13 protein-coding genes are annotated in these 17,183 nt (G+C 74.0%); 8 read left to right on the top strand and 5 right to left on the bottom strand.

Going from position 1 to position 17,183, the window contains the following annotated elements:
• Positions 1-379: 379 nt before the first annotated feature.
• Both BLT67_RS06735 and BLT67_RS06730 read right to left on the bottom strand, forming a co-directional pair.
• Positions 380-2,989, bottom strand: a complete 2,610-nt coding sequence (locus BLT67_RS06735; protein ID WP_092666307.1) for an ATP-binding protein — start codon at positions 2,987-2,989, stop codon at positions 380-382.
• A gap of 73 nt (positions 2,990-3,062) precedes the next feature.
• A complete protein-coding gene (locus BLT67_RS06730) occupies positions 3,063-5,684 on the bottom strand; it encodes an ATP-binding protein (RefSeq protein ID WP_092666306.1) in 2,622 nt (873 codons plus the stop codon).
• Between the two features lie 91 nt (positions 5,685-5,775).
• Between BLT67_RS06730 and BLT67_RS06725 the strand changes: the two genes are divergently transcribed.
• Positions 5,776-6,621, top strand: a complete 846-nt coding sequence (locus BLT67_RS06725; protein ID WP_092666305.1) for a DUF1206 domain-containing protein — start codon at positions 5,776-5,778, stop codon at positions 6,619-6,621.
• Between the two features lie 5 nt (positions 6,622-6,626).
• Positions 6,627-7,448 carry a DUF1206 domain-containing protein gene (locus BLT67_RS06720; RefSeq protein WP_092666304.1) on the top strand — a complete coding sequence of 274 codons (822 nt, stop codon included), beginning with the start codon at positions 6,627-6,629 and terminating at the stop codon, positions 7,446-7,448.
• Positions 7,449-7,479: 31 nt separating this feature from the next.
• On the opposite strand, the gene BLT67_RS06715 is transcribed toward BLT67_RS06720, so the two are convergent.
• Positions 7,480-7,941 (bottom strand): hypothetical protein, encoded by a 462-nt coding sequence (locus BLT67_RS06715; protein ID WP_092666303.1) that lies wholly within the window; start codon positions 7,939-7,941, stop codon positions 7,480-7,482.
• A 163-nt stretch (positions 7,942-8,104) separates the two neighbouring features.
• On the opposite strand from BLT67_RS06715, the gene dcd reads away from it, so the two are divergent.
• Positions 8,105-8,683, top strand: a complete 579-nt coding sequence (gene dcd / locus BLT67_RS06710; RefSeq protein WP_092666302.1) for a dCTP deaminase — start codon at positions 8,105-8,107, stop codon at positions 8,681-8,683.
• A 4-nt stretch (positions 8,684-8,687) separates the two neighbouring features.
• The gene (locus tag BLT67_RS06705; protein ID WP_092666301.1) at positions 8,688-9,629 is read left to right on the top strand and encodes a hypothetical protein; all 942 of its coding nucleotides are present in this window, start codon (positions 8,688-8,690) and stop codon (positions 9,627-9,629) included.
• A gap of 316 nt (positions 9,630-9,945) precedes the next feature.
• Here BLT67_RS06705 and BLT67_RS06700 read toward each other — a convergent pair whose 3' ends face one another.
• Positions 9,946-10,872, bottom strand: a complete 927-nt coding sequence (locus tag BLT67_RS06700) for an endonuclease domain-containing protein (RefSeq protein WP_157674246.1) — start codon at positions 10,870-10,872, stop codon at positions 9,946-9,948.
• 272 nt (positions 10,873-11,144) lie between these two features.
• Positions 11,145-12,584, bottom strand: coding sequence for an MFS transporter (locus BLT67_RS06695; protein WP_092666299.1), 1,440 nt, complete (start codon positions 12,582-12,584; stop codon positions 11,145-11,147).
• 111 nt (positions 12,585-12,695) lie between these two features.
• Between BLT67_RS06695 and BLT67_RS06690 the strand changes: the two genes are divergently transcribed.
• From BLT67_RS06690 to BLT67_RS06675, 4 genes are all read left to right on the top strand, one after another.
• The gene (locus tag BLT67_RS06690; RefSeq protein ID WP_092666298.1) at positions 12,696-13,178 is read left to right on the top strand and encodes a cation:proton antiporter regulatory subunit; all 483 of its coding nucleotides are present in this window, start codon (positions 12,696-12,698) and stop codon (positions 13,176-13,178) included.
• Between the two features lie 8 nt (positions 13,179-13,186).
• On the top strand, positions 13,187-14,344 hold the full coding sequence (locus BLT67_RS06685; protein ID WP_092666297.1) for a cation:proton antiporter: 1,158 nt from the start codon (positions 13,187-13,189) through the stop codon (positions 14,342-14,344).
• Positions 14,345-14,581: 237 nt separating this feature from the next.
• The gene (gene dnaK / locus BLT67_RS06680; RefSeq protein WP_092666296.1) at positions 14,582-16,450 is read left to right on the top strand and encodes a molecular chaperone DnaK; all 1,869 of its coding nucleotides are present in this window, start codon (positions 14,582-14,584) and stop codon (positions 16,448-16,450) included.
• A 2-nt stretch (positions 16,451-16,452) separates the two neighbouring features.
• A complete protein-coding gene (locus BLT67_RS06675) occupies positions 16,453-17,175 on the top strand; it encodes a nucleotide exchange factor GrpE (RefSeq protein ID WP_092666295.1) in 723 nt (240 codons plus the stop codon).
• The last annotated feature ends 8 nt before the right edge of the window (positions 17,176-17,183 follow it).

The raw sequence follows: 17,183 nt of genomic DNA, 5'->3' as shown, positions 1-17,183 counted from the left end.
CGCGGGCTGCGCCCGCTACTCGACCAGCGGAACTGTCCACCCGCCGGTCGAGGAGCGCGCGCCGCAGGCGCACGCGTCACGAGACCCAGCTCGCTCGCCGTCGGTCTCGATACGCGGGCTGCGCCCGGTACTCGACCAGCGGAAGTGACCACCCGCCGGTCGAGGAGCGCGCGCCGCAGGCGCACGCGTCACGAGACCCAGCTCCCTCGCCGTCGGTCTCGATACGCGGGCTGCGCCCGGTACTCGACCAGCGGAGCTGTCCACCCGCCGGTCGAGGAGCGCGCGCCGCAGGCGCACGCGTCACGAGACCCAGCTCGCTCGCCGTCGGTCTCGATACGCGGGCTGCCGCCCGCTACTCGACCAGCGGAGCTCACCCCCGTCACGAGACCCCGCTCGCCCCCACCCCCGCGAGCGCATACGCCGCCGCCTCGAAGACCCCGTACTCCCGCCCCCGCTCCTCCGCCTCCCGCAGCGCCCCCGCATCCGCCCGCTCGGCGAGCGCGGCGAGGTAGCGCGTGTGGAAGACGAACACCTCGGCGTCGAACGCGGCGGTGCGCTTGCGGATCGTCGCGGCGGCGCCCGCGAGCACCCCCGCCCGCTCGACCTCGCCCCGCTCGGCCGCGACCGCGCAGAGCCCCTCGATCCCGTAGGCGACGCCCTCGTCGTGGCGCAGCGCCACCGAGCCCTCGAGCGCATCGACGTAGAGCCGTTCGGCGCCGTCGACGTCGCCGCCGAAGAGCCGGACGCGGGCGAGGTGGTGGGTCGCGACGGTCGCGGCGAAGCGGTCGCCGCTGCCCTCTGCAGCCTCGACCGCACGCCGGAACCGCTCCTCGGCGGTCGCGAGGTCGCCGCCGAGCGTCGAGGCACGCCCGAGCGCGACGAGCGCGAGCGACTCGCCCCAGCCGCTGCCGACCGCGCGGAAGCGCCGGGCGCCCTCCTCGACGCGCGCCGTCGCGGTCGCGAGATCGGGGTCGGGGGTCGAGAGCTCGGCGAGCCCGGCGGTCGCGGTCGTCATCGCGACGCCGAGCTCGTCGCCGCCGGCGGCGAACTGCTCGGCCGCCTCGAGCAGCTGGGCGGGGATGTCGTGCGACGGCGCGATCCACATGTCGCGCCAGCAGCGGTAGAAGGTGGCGATCGCGCGGGCGCGCGGCGAGCGGTCGCCCGCGCCGTCGCTCACCTGCTCCATCCACAGCGGCACCTCGGTGAGGTAGCCGCCGACCCACCAGTAGAGGAACAGGCGCCACGCGACGTCGGCGACCGTCTCGGCGTCGCCGGTGCTCACGAGGTGCCGCACCGCGCCGCGCAGGTTGCCGCGCTCGAGGTTGAGCCGCGCGACGGCGCGCAGCTGGTCGGCCCAGCCGAGCCCCCGGCCCTCGCGGCGCGCGAGGTCGACGTAGACGGCCGCGTGCGCGTCCCGCGCCGCGCGCTCCTCACCCGCCTCCTGCAGCTGCTCGACGCCGTGCTCGCGCACGGTCTGCAGCATCGAGAAGACGGCCTCGCCGTCGACGTCGTCCTGCTCGAGCAGCGAGCTGTCGACGAGCGTCTCGAGCGCCGTCCACACGTCGGCCTGCCAGCCGCGGAGCGCCGCGAGCGCCTCGACGGAGGCGAGCGTGAAGCCGGGGGAGAAGACCGACAGGTCGCGCAGCGCCAGCCGCTCGGGCTCGGCGAGCAGCCCCGTCGACCACTCGATCGTCGAGCGCAGGGTGCGCTGCCGCGGGGGCAGGTCGCGCGACGCGTCGACGAGCAGCGGCAGCTGCCGGTCGAGCCGCCGCAGCATCGCGGCGGGCGTGAGCACCCGCATCCGCGCGGCGGCGAGCTCGAGCGCGAGCGGCAGCCCCTCGAGCACCCGGCAGATGCCGACGACGGCCTCGGCGTTCGCATCCGTGACCGCGAAGTCGGGCTTGACCGCGTGCGCGCGCTCGGCGAGCAGCTCGACCGCCGGCGACGAGCGCGCGCGGGCGATCGAGTCGGGCGCGTCGGCATCCTGCGCCGCGAGGGGCGGCACGTCGACGACGCGCTCGCCGCGCACCCGCAGCAGCGTGCGGCTCGTGACGAGGAAGGTGACCTCGGGGGCCGCGCTGAAGAGGGCGACGATCGTCGGCGCGGCCGCGACGAGCTGCTCGAAGTTGTCGAGCACGATGAGCATGCGCCGGCCCTCGAGCGCGATCGCGAGCCGCTGCTCGATCGGCATCTCGCCCGTGTCGCGGATGCCGAGGGCGTACCCGATCGTGGGCAGCAGCAGCTCGGGCTCGAGCACGTTCTCGAGCAGCACGAACGCGGTGCCGTCGGGGAAGCGCTCCTGGGCGCGCCGCACGACCTCGATCGCGAGCCGGCTCTTGCCGATGCCGCCGGGCCCGACGAGCGTCACGAGCCGGTTCGCCGGGTCGTCGAGCAGCGCGAGCACCCGGTCGACCTCGCGCTCGCGGCCGATGAGCCGCGTGTACGGCGCGGGCGCGCGGGCCGCGCGCAGGTCGATCCCGGGCGCGGTCGCAGTCGGAGCCTGGCGCGCCGCGTCGAAGCGCTCGGCGAGCAGCGTCGCGAGGTCGGCCTCCACGAGCTCGGCGAGCGACTCGGGGCTGTCGTAGCCCTTGTAGGAGGCCGCGTCGTCCTGCTCGATGCGCGCGACGAGCGCGTCGAGCCGAGGCTCGCGGCTCGCGCCCTCGCGCAGGTAGATGAGGCGCGGCATCGCCGGCGGCGCGAGCCGGTACTCGTCCTCGAGCCCCGAGATCTCCTCGCCCGGCGCGATCCAGCCGTAGCGCTCGCCGTAGATGCCGATGAAGACGTCGCTCTGCTCGAGGTAGGCGCGGTAGAGGTCGCGCGGCGGGTGCGGCCGCGCGCCGAGCTCGAACATCACCGGCGCGAGGTGCAGCCGCTCGATCGCACCGCGCACCGCGCGCCGCTCGGGCTCGAGCTCGCGCAGGGTCGACGAGACGAAGATCCGCAGCCGCTGGTCGGGGGTGCGGATGCGGCCGGGCGCGTCGTCGCTCACCGTCCCGCCCCGCTCACCACGGCCCCGCCCACGACCGGCTCGCTCACCCCTCGCTCGCTCACCACCGGCTCGCTCACCACTGCGCCAGCGCGGGAGCGATGCGCTCGCGCTCGGCCTCCGGCAGCGCGAGCTCGATCGCCTCCACGACGCTCAGCGTCTCGCCGTGGCGCTCGCCGGCGGCCACCGCATCCGGGTCGGCCGCGCGCATCGCGTCGAGCTGCGGCGTGTGCACCGTGAAGACCTCGGCGTCGAACACGCCGATGCGCTGACGGATGCCGTCGGCGGCCGACGAGAGCGCCCCGGCGCGCTCGCCGTCGCCGCGCGCCGCCGCGACCGCGCACAGCCCCTCGAGCCCGTAGGCGACCCCCTCTTCGAAGTGCAGCCGGATCGAGACGAGCAGCGTGCGGATGCAGCCGCCTTCGGCCGCATCGATCTCGCCGCGCACGAGCTGCAGCCGCGCCTGGTGGTTGCCGGCGACCGAGAGCGTGAAGAGGTCGCCGCTCGCCTCGGCGACCCCGGTCGCGCGGTCGAAGTGCCGCTGCGCGTCGTCCGTGCGGCCCCGCAGCCACGCGAGCCGCCCGAGGGACACCTCGGTGATCGCCTCGGCCCAGCGGTTCTCGAGCGCGCGCAGCCGCTCGACGGCCTCGCCGAGCTCGCGCTCGGCGGTGTCGAGCTCGGGCAGCGGCAGCTGCAGCCGGGCGGTCGCGCGCGCGGCGGTCGCCATCGCCGCGGCATCCTCGTCGCCGCTCTCGGTGAAGAGGCGCACGCACTCGCCGATGCCCGCGACGACCTGCTCGGTGGGGCGCTGCCACATCTCGCTCCACAGCGCGAAGAACCACGCGATCGCACGCGTGCGCGGCTCGATCGGCTGCTCCTTGTCGAGCAGCTCGAGCATCCACACGCGCACCTCGCCGAAGAAGCCGGCGATCCACCAGTAGACGAGCAGCCGCCACGCGAAGTCGCCCGCGTCGTCGAGCCGCCCGATGTGCACGAGGTGCCGCACGGCGGCGCGCAGGTTGGGCAGCTCGAGCCCGAGCTCGACGACCGCCTCGCCCTGCCCGGGGCCGCGCAAGCCCGGCGCGACCCGCTCGACGAGCGCGCTGTAGTGGTCGGCGTGCGCCGCCCGCATCGCCGATGCCTCGCCCTTCTCCTTGAGCCGCCCGAGCGCGTACTCCCGCACGACCGCGAGCAGCGAGAGCACCGAGCGGCCGCCGATCTCGGCCTGCTTCACGAGCGACGCGTCGACGAGCGCCGCGATGCCCTCGATCGCCCGCCCCTCCCACGCGCGGCCGGTGCCGAGCGCCTCGACCGCCTCGAGCGTGAACTGCCGCGCGAAGACGCCGAGGTCCTCGAGCAGCGCGCCGTGCTCGGCCTCGAGCAGGCTCACGCTCCAGTCGATCGTCGACCGCATCGTCTGGTGGCGGCCCGGCACGTCGCGCGCTGCGGTCGTCAGCAGCGGGAGGCTCTGCTCGAGCCGCTCAGCGATGCCCTGCGGCGTGAGGAGGCGCGCCTTGGCCGCCGCGAGCTCGATCGCGAGCGGCAGCCCCTCGAGGCGGCGGCAGATGTCGGCGACCGCATCCGCGTTGGCGTCGGTGAGCGAGAAGGAGGGGTTCACCGCGCGCGCCCGGTCGACGAAGAGGCGGCACGCGGCCGAGCGCAGGGCCCGCTCGGCGCTGCCGTGCGCGACCGCGGGCACCCCGAGCGCCGACACCTCGTAGACGCGCTCGCCGCGGATGCGAAGCACCGTGCGGCTCGTGACGAGGAAGGTCGTCTGCGGCGCGATCGCGTAGAGCCGCACGAGCAGCGGCGCCGCGTCGACGATCTGCTCGAAGTTGTCGAGCACGAGCAGCGTGCGGCGGCCCGCGAGCGCGCGCGCGATGCGCTCCTCGAGCGCCGCCTCGCCGTTGTCGCGGATGCCGAGCACGTACGCGATCGTCGGCAGCAGGAGCCCCGGCTCGAAGACGCCCTCGAGGGGCAGGAAGTAGCGGCCGTCGGGGAAGAGGTCCTCGGTCGCGCGGGCTGTCTCGACGGCGAGCCGGCTCTTGCCGATGCCGCCGGGCCCCACGAGGCTCACCACCCGATCCTCGCCCCGCTCGAGCAGCGCGCGCACCTCCTGCAGCGCGCGCTCGCGCCCGACGGTCGGCGTGTACGGCACGGGGAGCCGCGACACGGGCGTCGGCGGGATCTCATCCGGCCCGCCGCCCTCGGGCATCCGCGACTGGTCGAAGCGCTCGGCCAGGAGCGTCGAGAGGTCGCTCGCGACCTGCTCCTCGAGCTCGTCGGCCGACGAGAACGGCAGGTAGGCGGCGGTGTCGTCCGAGCGGATGCGCTCGATGAGCGCCTCGAGCCGCGGCTCGCGCTGCTGCGACTCGCGGATGTAGATGAGCTTCGGCATCGTCGACGGCGCCAGGTGGTACTCGTCCTCGAGGCCCGAGCGCTCCTCGTCGGGCGCGACCCAGCCGTAGCTGTCGCCGTAGATGCCGATGAAGACGTCGCTCTGCGAGAGGTACGAGCGGTAGAGCGCGCGCGGCGGGTGCGGGCGCGCGCCGAGCTCGAACATGACCGGAGCGAGCCGCAGCCGCTCGATCGCGGCGCGCACCGCCCGCCGCTCGTCGGCGAGCTCGCGCAGGGTCGAGCTGACGAACACGCGGATGCGCTGGTCGGGTGTGCGGATGACCGGTCGTCCCCCACTCATGGCGAAATCCTGCACCCGCGGGCCCCGCGACGCCACGGTTCTTCGGGAACTCCTCGGCGCATCCCCGGGAACGACGGGTTAGCGTGGCCGGATGGTGGATGGGGAGCGGGCGCGAGACGCCGCGTCGCAGGCGAAGGATGCGGCCGGCCGCGCGGCCGGGCAGGCCCAGGATGCGGCGGCGAGGGCCGAGCGCAGCCGCACCGCGCGCCGCGTCGCCCTCGTCGGGCAGATCGCCAACGGCATCGTGCACCTCATCATCGGCGGCATCGCGCTCGCGGTCGCGTTCGGCGCCGGCGGCTCGGCCGACCAGTCGGGCGCGATGCGGGCCCTGCAGCAGACGCCCGTCGGCGGGGTCGCGCTGTGGGCGGTCGGCATCGCGATGCTCCTGCTCGCGGTGCACTCGGCGGTCTCGGCCGTCGCCGCCTCTCGGCGGGACTGGAAGGACGCGGTGCGCGCGGGCGGCCGCGCCGCAGCCTACGTCGCGGTGGGCGTGACGGCGCTCGTGTTCGCGCTCGGCGGCAGCTCCGACAGCGAGGAGAGCACCCAGTCGTTCTCGGCCACCCTCATGGCGAGCCCGTTCGGGCAGCTGCTCGTCGGCGCCGTCGGCGTCGGCATCGCCGGCATCGGCGTCGCGTTCATCGTCAAGGGCCTGCGCCTGAAGTTCCGCGAGGACGTCGCGCCGCCCCGCCGCTTCCGGCGCGCGGTCGACGTGCTCGGCGCCTCGGGCTACGTCGCGAAGGGGCTCGCGGTCGTGATCGTCGGCGTGCTGTTCGTGATCGCTGCCGTGCAGCACGATCCCGAGGAGGCGGGCGGCCTCGACGGCGCGCTCCAGTCGCTCACGTCGGTGCCGGGCGGCGTCATCGCGCTCGTCGCGATCGCGCTGGGCCTCATGCTCTACGGCCTCTACTGCTTCGCGCGCGGCGCCTGGTCGCGCTGACGAGCATGGGCGAGCGCTCGGCCCGCAGCGGCGCGAAGCGCGCCGCCCGGAAGGCGCAGCGCGCCGCCGCCGAGGCCGAGCGGCACAGCGCGACCGACTGGATCGAGGCGATCGGGCAGTCGGCCAACGGCCTCGTGCACGTCATCATCGGCGGCATCGCGCTCGGCATCGCGTTCGGCGCGGGCGGGCCCGCCGACCAGTCGGGCGCGATGCGCGCGCTGCAGAGCACGCCGGTCGGCGGGCTCGCGCTCTGGATCGTGGGCGTCGCGCTCGTCGGGCTCGCCCTGCACGCGTTCGTCGTCGCGATCGCGTCCTCCCGCAGCGACCGGCGCGACGCGTTCCGCGCGGCGGGGCGCGGCATCGGCCACGCGGTGGTCGGCGGCACGGCGCTCGTGTTCGCGGTCGGCGGCCAGGTCGACGGCGAGCGCACGGTCGAGGACATCTCCGCCGCGGTGCTGCACAGCGCCATCGGCCCGTGGCTCATCGGCGCGGCAGGACTCGTCGTCGCGGGCGTCGGCGTCGCATTCGTCGTGCGCGGCGTGCGGAGGCGCTTCTTCGAGGACGTCGCACCGCCGCCGCGGTTCCGGCGGCTCGTCGAGGCGCTCGGCGCGCCGGGCTTCGTCGCGAAGGGCATCGCGATCACGATCGTCGGCGCGCTCTTCGTCATCGCCGCCGTGCGGAGCGACCCGCAGGAGGCGGGCGGCCTCGACGGCGCCCTGCAGTCGCTCACGACCGTGACCGGCGGGGTGATCGCGCTCGTCGCGATCGCCGTCGGGCTCATCGTCTACGGCGCCTACCTCGTCACGCGCGGCATCTGGGCGCGCTGACGCGCGGGTCGCGACCCGTCGCGCGGATGCGTCAGCGCTTGCCGGGCTGGCGCCGCGGGTGCGGCAGGATCGGGTTCCGCAGCCGCGCGAGCCGCATCGCGAGCTCGGCGGGGCGCACCGCTCCGCGCTCGTGCGGCGGCAGGTCGTCGAGCGTGGGCTCGGGGTTCTGCTCGACCTCTGCCTGGTCCTCGGCGACCGCCTCCGACCGGCCGTCGCTCGGGGAGGCGTCCTCCGGCGACTCCGGCACGTGCGGATGCTGCGCGACGTGCGCCTGCAGGCGTCCGTCGAGCGCGGTGAGGTCGGGGCCGGTCGACTGCAGGTCGCGGCCCATCGCGCGCAGGACGCGCACGACGGTCTCGTACTCGTCGTCGGTGACCCCGGCATCCACCCGCCGCGACACCTCCTCGTCGCCGAGCGAGCGGCGCGCGCGCTCGACCGCCGCCGCGGCCAGCTCGACCCAGTCCTCGAGGCGTCGATCCCGTCTGCCGTCCATGGGCACCCCCCTTGCGCGGGCGGCCCGATGCGGGCCCCTGCCGCCCATCGTCCTCTTATCCGCTGTGAACCGCATCCGCGCATCCGCTCGCCGTCGTCCGCCTCGTCGTGCGCCGCCGCCGGCGCGCCCCGGCGGCGCACCCGGTGCCCGATACGCTCCACTCGTGCTGCTCAGCGATCGCGACATCCGTGCCCGCCTCGAGTCGGGCTCCCTCGGCCTGCACCCGCTCGACCTCTCGATGGTGCAGCCCTCGAGCGTCGACGTGCGGCTCGACCGCGGCTTCCGGCTGTTCGACAACCACAAGTACCCGTTCATCGACCCCGCCCAGGATCAGCCGGAGCTCACGCGGCTCGTCGAGGTGCCGGCCGACGAGCCGTTCATCCTGCACCCGGGCGAGTTCGTGCTCGGCGCGACCTACGAGCGCGTCACGCTGCCCGACGACGTGGCCGCGCGCCTCGAGGGCAAGTCGTCGCTCGGCCGGCTCGGGCTGCTGACGCACTCGACCGCGGGCTTCATCGATCCCGGGTTCTCGGGCCACGTGACGCTCGAGCTCTCCAACGTCTCGACGCTGCCGATCAAGCTGTGGCCCGGCATGAAGATCGGCCAGGTCTGCTACTTCCAGCTCTCGTCGCCGGCCGAGGCCCCCTACGGGCACGGCGGCAACCTCAACCGCTACCAGGGGCAGCGCGGGCCGACGGCGTCGCGCTCGTTCCAGTCGTTCCACCGCACGCCGATCGAGTGAGCTGATGGCGGGCCCGCTGCGCGTCGAGCGCGACATCGACGCGGCGCGCTGGTTGCAGCGCGCGCTCGCCGACGACGCGAGCGTAGCGCTCGCGGTGCCGCCGATCTTCGACGCGTACGCGCGCATCCTGCATCCCGCGACGCTGTCGACACCCACGGGCGAGGCGGATGCGTGGGGCCAGCCCGTGCACGCGTCGCGCGAGATCTCGTGGGCCGAGGCCGCCGCGCTGATCGGCGACCCGGTCGGGCAGCCGAACGGGTGGACGCTGTGGCAGCGCCGCTTCGGCGAGGTCGAGCGCACGCTGCCCGACGGCTCGACGCTCGTCGACGGCCACGTGCTCGCCGACGGCAGCCGCATCGACGAGCCGCATGAGGGCGACGTGCCCGTGCCGCTGCTCGCCGCGCTCGCCGCGCTGCTCGTCGACGAGCACGGCGATGCGGATGTGCTCGCGGCGTGCTGGGAGGGCAGCGAGCTCGACGCCGACAACCCCGGCTTCGTCTTCGCGTGGAGCGACGGCGAGCGGCTCTCGCGCCGCGAGCTGCATCGCATGCAGCGCGAGCAGCAGGCCGCGCACGCGGCGGCGGTGCGCGCCGCGATCGACGCCGAGGTGACGTCGGCGATGCGCGCGGGCGACGTGCTCGGGCTCCCGCGCGAGCAGCAGGGCCGCGGTCACGTGCTGCTGCGGGGCAGGCTCTCGACGTTCGCCGACGAGCGATGGGTCGAGGCGGCGGGCCTCGGCTGGCGCAGCGATCGCTGGGATCGGGGTCGCACGCCCAACGCCCTCTGGCCCGTCGAGCCCGCGGGCGCGCCGGCGTGGTTCGTCGCGACCGAGCTCGATCTCGACTTCACGCTCGTCGGCGGCTCCGGCCACTTGATCGGCCGCGTGCTCGGGCATCCCGCGCTCGAGGCAGAGCGCATCCGCCCCACCGACCCGCTGCTGCCGTGACGCGGCGCAACGCCCTGCCGCGGGTCGCTCGGCGCGCAGCGCTCGGGCACCCGGTGCGGCAGATCCTCCGCCACATCTGAGCCGCATCCCGCTGTAGGGAGTCGCGGCGCGCAGCGGAATGGCGGGGCTCGCGGGTCAGACCGGTAGCGGTTGGTCGCGCCCGAGTCGGCCACGCGACCATCCGGTACCGCTGTGCCTATGGTGTGCCGCTCCACCTCGCAGACCGGTACGTGATGGTCGTGCGCGCCCCGTCCGCGCGGCGATCCGGTACCGCTCTGCCGTCGCCGGCGCGGTAGCCGCGGTGCAGAGCGCACGCTCAGGCGCGTCGGTCGCGCGCCGCGCGGACGCGACGCACGAGGCTCTGCCCGCCGTGCCGCAGGTCGGCCTTCGTCGCGCGCACGACGATCCAGCCGAGCGACTCGAGCAGGTCCTGGCGCGCGATGTCCTTCGCCCACTGCCCGGGATCGAGGAGGTGATGCTCGCCCTCGTACTCGATCGCGATCCGCAGCTCGGGATAGGCGAGATCGAGCACCGCGCGCCGCTCGCCCGCGACCCAGACCTCGTGCTGCACCACCGGCTCCGGCAGCCCCGCAGCGACGATGCAGAGGCGCGCTCGCGTCTCCTGCGGCGATTCCGCTCCGACCCGCGCCTCGACGAGGGCCGCGCGCATCGCTGCGACGCCACGCATGCCCCGGCAGCGCTCGAGGAAGGACGCGAGCGTCTCGGGTGTCGCGGCCGGACGCCGCAGCCGGAGGCCGGGGTAGTGGTCCAACGGCGTCAGCAGCGCGTCGACGAGCACGACGAGCTCGCTCGAGGTCACCCGATCGGCCATCGTCAGCACCGCCGCGGCAGGCTCGAGCAGCCGCAGCCCGTCGAGCGTCACGACGTCGAGCCGGCTCGCGTCGAACTCGCGCGTGCGGGTGCCCCGCGCGCGAGTGCGCGTCGTCCCCGCTGGCACGCCGATCACGAGCGCCTCGTCGGCGACCCAGCTGCGAGGCACGGGCAGCCCCCACAGCCTGGCTGCCGTGATGCCCGCGAACGCGTGCCCGGGGCGCATGCGCACCGCGAACGAGGCGGCGAGCTCGGTCACCGCGACCGGCTGCTCCGCACGTCGCACGCCGAAGAACGGTCGCGACAGGTCGGCGCCACGCAGTCGCCGCGGCGTGACCCCCGCCGCGATCGCGTCGGCGGTCGTGAACGGGCCGTCGGCGAGCGGCTCGGGCAGCGGTGCGAAGGCGGGCATGCGCGCATCGTGCAGCCGGCCCGCCTGCTCGTGCGCTCGCATCCGCCCCATGTGTGGAGAGCCGTGCCGCATGGTCGCGCGCGACGCGGGTCCCGAGCCCATCCTGCGCCGCTCGGCGCGCCGACCCTCGGCGCGGCATGACTGCGAGCGCCGGAGCCGCACGACCGGTACCGGATGGTCGCGCGCAGAGGCCGCAGGCGACCATCCGGTACCGCTCTGCGTTCCAGTCGGGGCGGGCGCCGCCCCGAGAGAGCGCCGAGCCCCGCCGCGCGTCAGTCGCGGTCGGCGATGAGCGTCGGCTTGGGGCTCACGGGCAGCACGAGCAGCAGGCCGGCGATGAGCACGATGACGATGCCGAGGATGCCGAAGCGGGTGTCGCCCGCGAGCGTCACGAACAGGCCGAAGAGCGTCGGTGCGAGGAACGACACCGCGCGGCCCGTCGTCGCGTAGAGGCCGAACATCTCGCCCTCGCGGCCCTCCGGCGTGATGCGCGCCATGAACGAGCGAGAGGCCGACTGCACCGGGCCGACGAAGGTCGACAGCGTGAGGCCGAAGACCCAGAACAGTCCCTTGGGCTCGATGAAGAGCACCGCGAGCCCCGAGAGCGAGAGCGCGATGAGGGAGACGACGATGACGACCTTCGGGCCGAAGCGGTCATCCGCCCAGCCGCCGATGAAGGTGCCGGCGCCTGCCGTGACGTTCGCGGCGATCGCGAAGAGGATGACCTCGGTCGAGGTGAAGCCGAAAACCGACGACGCGATGATCGCCCCGAAGGTGAACACGCCAGAGAGCCCGTCGCGGAAGACCGCCGAGGCGACGAGGAACAGCAGGGTCTTGGGCGACGTGCGGCCGATGCGCACGAGCGTGCGCGCGAGGATCCGGTACGACTCGGCGATCGAGGCGCGCGCGGGCGCGGCGTCGGTCGGGGGCAGCTCGGGCACGCGCAGCAGCAGCGGCAGCGCGAACACGAGGAACCACACCGCCGAGGCGAGCACCGCGAGGCGCACGTCGAGCGCCTGCCCGTCGAGGCCGTTCGGGATCTGCAGGACGCCGCCCGCATCCTCGGAGACGATCGGGAAGATGAAGAGCACCAGGAGCAGCGCGAGCAGCACGATGCCGCCGACGTAGCCCATGCCCCAGCCGTAGCCCGAGGTGCGGCCGAGCGCATCCTTCGTCGAGACCTGGTGCAGCATCGCGTTGTAGTTGACGGAGGCGAACTCGAAGAAGAGGTTGCCGGCGGCGAGCAGCGCCGCGCCGAGCCAGATGTACTCGGGCACGGGCGTGACGAAGAACATCGCGCCCATCGCGAGGATCGTGATGCCCGTGTTGACGCCGACCCACAGCTTGCGGCGGCCGCCGCCGTCGGAGCGCTGCCCGATCACGGGCGCGAGCAGCGCCACGAGGAGGCCCGCGATCGCGACCGCCCACGCGACGATCGCCGCGTTGTCGGCGAGCGCGCGCGTCAGGCCGTCGCCGCCCGCCTCGACGATCGCGGGATCGACGAAGAGGTCGGATGCGATGTACCGGCTGAAGACGAAGGTCGTCACGACCGCGTTGAACGACGCCGAGCCCCAGTCCCACAGCGCCCACGCGCGGGCGCGCCGGCCGAGCTCGCGCCGGGTGACGGGGGCGACGCCGACCTGCGACGGCTGCACCAGCTCGTCGGGCGAGGGCTTGCGGGGTGCCGTGGCGGGCTGCTGAGGGACGCTCATGACCCTGAGCGTAGGGCTGCCGGGCGAACGCGCGATGCAGGCGCGGTGACGCGCCGGATTCGACCCGCAGCCGCCGCGCCCGACGGCGGCTCGCGGTGCGACAATGCCGCTGTGCAGATCACCCAGACGCTGCTCCCCGGCGTGGGGATGCGCTACGACATGACGACGGCGAGGGGCGTGCCGCTCTCGGTCGTCGTGCACCGCGAGGGGCAGGCCGACCTCTGCGTGCTCGATCGCGACGATCCCGACGACGTGCGGCTCCAGCTCGCGCTCAACGAGGACGAGGTGGATGCGCTCGCCGAGCTGCTGGGCGCCGCCCGGATCGCGGAGGGCCTGCTCGACGTGACGCGGGCGATCCCCGGGCTCGAGACGGCGCGGCTCGCCATCGAGCCCGGCTCGCCGTTCGCGGGCCACCCGCTCGGCAGCACGCGAGCGCGGACGCTCACGGGCTGCTCGATCGTGGCGATCGTGCGCGGCGACGACGTCGTGGCGGCGCCCGGCCCTGACGAGCGGCTCGAGGCGGGAGACGTGCTCGTGGTCGTGGGATCGGCGACCGGCATCGACCAGCTGCGCGTCAGGCTGCAACCGGCGTAGGCCCGTCCATGCACGACGTCGCGCCCCTGCTCCTCGAGCTCGGCGTCGTCGTGCTCGCGGTGTCGCTGCTGGGGCTCCTCGCGCATCGCATCGGCATCTCGCCCGTGCCGCTCATGCTGCTCACGGGGGTGGTGCTCGGCACGGGCGACATCGTCGACATCACTCACGCCGAACCGTTCATCGGCACGGCCGCCGAGATCGGCGTCCTCCTGCTGCTGCTCATGCTCGGCCTCGAGTTCACGGCGGAGGAGCTCGCGCAGTCGCTCGCGCGGCACAGCCGCTCAGGGCTCGTCGACATGGTGCTGAACGCAGGCGCCGGCTTCGCCGCCGGGCTCCTGCTCGGGATGCCGCTGCCGGCGTGCCTCGCGCTCGCGGGCATCACGTGGGTGTCGTCCTCGGGCATCGTCGCGCGCATGCTCGCCGACCTCGGCAGGCTCGGCAACCGCGAGACCCCCGCGGTGCTCTCGATCCTCGTGATCGAGGACATCGCGATGGCGATCTTCCTGCCCATCCTCATCGCCGTGCTGACCGGCGCCGAGTGGTGGCAGGCGCTCGGCGCGGTCGCGCTCGCCCTCGGCGCGGTCTCGACGATCCTCGTCGCCTCCCGCCGCGCATCCGCCCGCCTCGGGCAGCTGCTCAGCCACCCGAGCGACGAGCAGGTGCTGCTGCGCCTGCTCGGCATCACGCTCGTCGTCGCCGGGCTCACGCAGCTCCTCGGCGCCTCTGCGGCGGTGGGCGCGTTCCTCCTGGGCATCGCGGTGCCGCCGTCGCTCGCGGTGCGGGCACGGAGCATCCTGGGGCCGCTGCGCGACCTCTTCGCGGCGATCTTCTTCTTCTCGTTCGGGCTGCCGATCGTGGCCGCCGAGCTGCTGCCGGTGCTGCCGGCCGCGCTGCTGCTCGCCGTGGTCACGACCGGCACCAAGCTCGCCACCGGCTGGTTCGCCGCCGGGCGCGACGGGGCGCAGCGGCGCGGACGGCTGCGCGCCGGCGCGGCGCTCGTGCCGCGCGGCGAGTTCTCGATCGTCATCGCCGCGCTCGCGGTCTCGGCGGGCCATCCCGAGGTGGGCGCCGTGGCCGCGTGCTACGTGCTGCTGACCGCGATCGGCGGCCCGCTGCTCGCCCGGTGGATCGTGCCCGCGCGCTCGTCCGCGCGCCCCGTCGCCTGACGCATTCGGTCGCCTGTGAATCCGCCGACAAAGTTGACACGACTCGACTCAAGGTGAGAAAGTTGAGTCATCGCGACTCAAGTCGAGCGCCCAGCCCGGGCGCCGGTCGCCGCCGGGGTTCCGGGGGATGGGTCCACCGCCATGATGCGCCGCTCGCGAGAGCGCGCGTGGGGGCTGTCGGTGGGCTCGTCCGCCGGAATCAGGCACCATCTCTGCGCAATTAGGAGGCAAGAGACTATGGCACGAGCAGTCGGCATCGACCTCGGCACCACCAACTCCGTCGTCGCGTTCCTCGACGGCGGCGAGCCCACCGTCATCGCGAACGCCGAGGGGTTCCGCACGACGCCCTCGGTCGTCGCGTTCGTCAAGGAGGGCGAGACCCTCGTCGGCGAGCCGGCCAAGCGCCAGGCCGTCACCAACGTCGACCGCACCATCACCTCGGTCAAGCGCCACATGGGCACCGACTGGAAGCAGACGATCGACGGCAAGCCCTACACGCCGCAGGAGATCTCGGCGCGCATCCTCGGCAAGCTCAAGCGCGACGCCGAGACCTACCTCGGCGAGAAGGTGACGGATGCGGTCATCACCGTGCCCGCGTACTTCAACGACGCCGAGCGCCAGGCCACGAAGGAGGCCGGCGAGATCGCGGGCCTCAACGTGCTGCGCATCATCAACGAGCCCACCGCGGCGGCCCTCGCCTACGGCCTCGACAAGGGCAAGGAGGACGAGCTCATCCTCGTCTTCGACCTCGGCGGCGGCACGTTCGACGTGTCCCTCCTCGAGGTGGGCAAGGACGACGACTTCTCGACCATCCAGGTGCGCGCGACCGCCGGCGACAACCGCCTCGGCGGCGACGACTGGGACGACCGCGTCGTCGAGTGGCTGAAGAAGCGCTTCAAGGAGCAGACGGGCGTCGACGTCTCGAACGACAAGATCGCGATGCGCCGCCTCAAGGAGGCCGCGGAGCAGGCCAAGAAGGAGCTCTCGTCGTCGACGACCACGAGCATCCAGCTGCCGTACTTCTCGCTCACCGAGGCGGGCCCCGCCAACCTCGAGGAGACGCTGACGCGCGCGCAGTTCGAGCAGATGACGCAGGATCTGCTCGACCGCACGAAGAAGCCGTTCGAGGACGTCATCCGCGAGGCCGGCATCAAGGTGAGCGACATCGCGCACGTGGTGCTCGTCGGCGGCTCGACGCGCATGCCCGCCGTCTCGGAGCTCGTGAAGTCGATGACGGGCGGTCAGGAGCCCAACAAGGGCGTCAACCCGGATGAGGTCGTCGCCGTGGGCGCGGCCCTCCAGGCCGGCGTGCTGAAGGGCGAGCGCAAGGACGTCCTGCTCATCGACGTCACCCCGCTCTCGCTCGGCATCGAGACCAAGGGCGGCATGATGACGAAGCTCATCGACCGCAACACCGCGATCCCGACGAAGCGCTCGGAGACCTTCACGACCGCCGAGGACAACCAGCCCTCGGTCGCGATCCAGGTCTTCCAGGGCGAGCGCGACTTCACGCGCGACAACAAGGCGCTCGGCACGTTCGAGCTCACCGGCATCGCGCCGGCGCCGCGCGGCATCCCGCAGATCGAGGTCACCTTCGACATCGACGCGAACGGCATCGTGCACGTCTCCGCCAAGGACAAGGGCACCGGCAAGGAGCAGTCGATGACCATCACGGGCGGCTCGAGCCTCTCGAAGGAGGACATCGACCGCATGGTCAAGGACGCCGAGGAGCACGCCGCCGCCGACCACGCCCGCCGCGAGGCCGCCGAGCAGCGCAACGCGGGCGAGACGCTCGTCTACTCGGTCGAGAAGGTGCTGACCGACAACGCCGGGCAGCTGCCCGACGACGTGAAGTCCGAGGTGCAGGCCGACGTGGATGCGGTGAAGGCCGCGCTCGCGGGCGACGACGACGAGGCCGTCAAGACCTCGGTCGAGAAGCTGCAGCAGTCGCAGTCGAAGCTCGGCGAGGCGATCTACCAGCAGGCGCAGGCGCAGCAGCCGGCCGGTGCGCCCGGCGAGGAGCCGCAGGCCGCGCCGACGGAGTCGGAGGACGACGTCGTCGACGCCGAGGTCGTGGACGACGAGGACGAGGCGGAGAAGAAGTAGCCGTGGCCGAGCACGAGGAGTTCGAAGAGCCGCGCGTCAACGACAAGCGACGCATCGACCCCGTGACGGGCGAGCCCCGCGAGCAGGCCACGGCCGGCTCCGGGGCCGCCCCGGCATCGGGCGAGGCGGCGGCCGACGAGGCCGCCCCCGCTGGCGAGCCTGCTGCCGAGGGCGCCGAGGAGGCGCCCGCCGCCGAGTCGCACGACGCGGTCGAGCCGGCCCCCGCATCCGACGACCTCACGCCCGAGGATCGGGCGCTGCTCGAGGGCGAGGCCGCGGCGATCGAGGCTGAGCGCGCCGCGCTCGAGGCCAAGTCGCAGCAGCAGCTCGACGAGCTGCAGCGCCTGCGGGCCGAGTACGTCAACTACCGCAACCGCACCGAGCGCGAGCGCGCCGGCGATCGCGACGCGACCATCGCATCCGTGATCGAGGCCATGCTGCCGGCGCTCGACGACCTCGACCTCGCCGACAAGCACGGCGACCTCGTCGAGGGCCCGCTCGCGATCGTCGCGCAGAAGCTGCGCGGCTCGTTCGAGCGGCTGGGCGTCGTGCGGCTGGGCGAGGTCGGCGAGCCGTTCGACATCGACAAGCACGAGGCGATCGCGCAGCTGCCCAACCCGGAGGTGACCGAGATGGTCGTCGCCGACGTGGTGCAGACCGGCTACCGGGTCGGCGAGCGCGTGCTGCGCGCCGCGAAGGTCGCGGTGTTCGTCCCGGCAGAGTGAGGCAGGGC

Origin of the sequence: Agrococcus carbonis, from assembly GCF_900104705.1 — a bacterium.
Classification (GTDB): Bacteria; Actinomycetota; Actinomycetes; order Actinomycetales; family Microbacteriaceae; genus Agrococcus; species Agrococcus carbonis.
Note: the sequence above shows the minus strand (reverse complement) of the source record. Positions and strands in the feature narration are given on the sequence as shown.

Bases quoted from the DNA above. Each gene is read 5' to 3' on its own strand.
- BLT67_RS06725 (WP_092666305.1), top strand. From the start codon at position 5,776: ATGGTGGATGGGGAGCGGGCGCGAGACGCCGCGTCGCAGGCGAAGGAT.
- BLT67_RS06700 (WP_157674246.1), bottom strand. From the start codon at position 10,872: ATGCCCGCCTTCGCACCGCTGCCCGAGCCGCTCGCCGACGGCCCGTTC.
- dnaK (WP_092666296.1), top strand. From the start codon at position 14,582: ATGGCACGAGCAGTCGGCATCGACCTCGGCACCACCAACTCCGTCGTC.
- BLT67_RS06705 (WP_092666301.1), top strand. From the start codon at position 8,688: ATGGCGGGCCCGCTGCGCGTCGAGCGCGACATCGACGCGGCGCGCTGG.
- BLT67_RS06715 (WP_092666303.1), bottom strand. From the start codon at position 7,941: ATGGACGGCAGACGGGATCGACGCCTCGAGGACTGGGTCGAGCTGGCC.
- BLT67_RS06695 (WP_092666299.1), bottom strand. From the start codon at position 12,584: ATGAGCGTCCCTCAGCAGCCCGCCACGGCACCCCGCAAGCCCTCGCCC.
- BLT67_RS06685 (WP_092666297.1), top strand. From the start codon at position 13,187: ATGCACGACGTCGCGCCCCTGCTCCTCGAGCTCGGCGTCGTCGTGCTC.
- BLT67_RS06730 (WP_092666306.1), bottom strand. From the start codon at position 5,684: ATGAGTGGGGGACGACCGGTCATCCGCACACCCGACCAGCGCATCCGC.
- BLT67_RS06720 (WP_092666304.1), top strand. From the start codon at position 6,627: ATGGGCGAGCGCTCGGCCCGCAGCGGCGCGAAGCGCGCCGCCCGGAAG.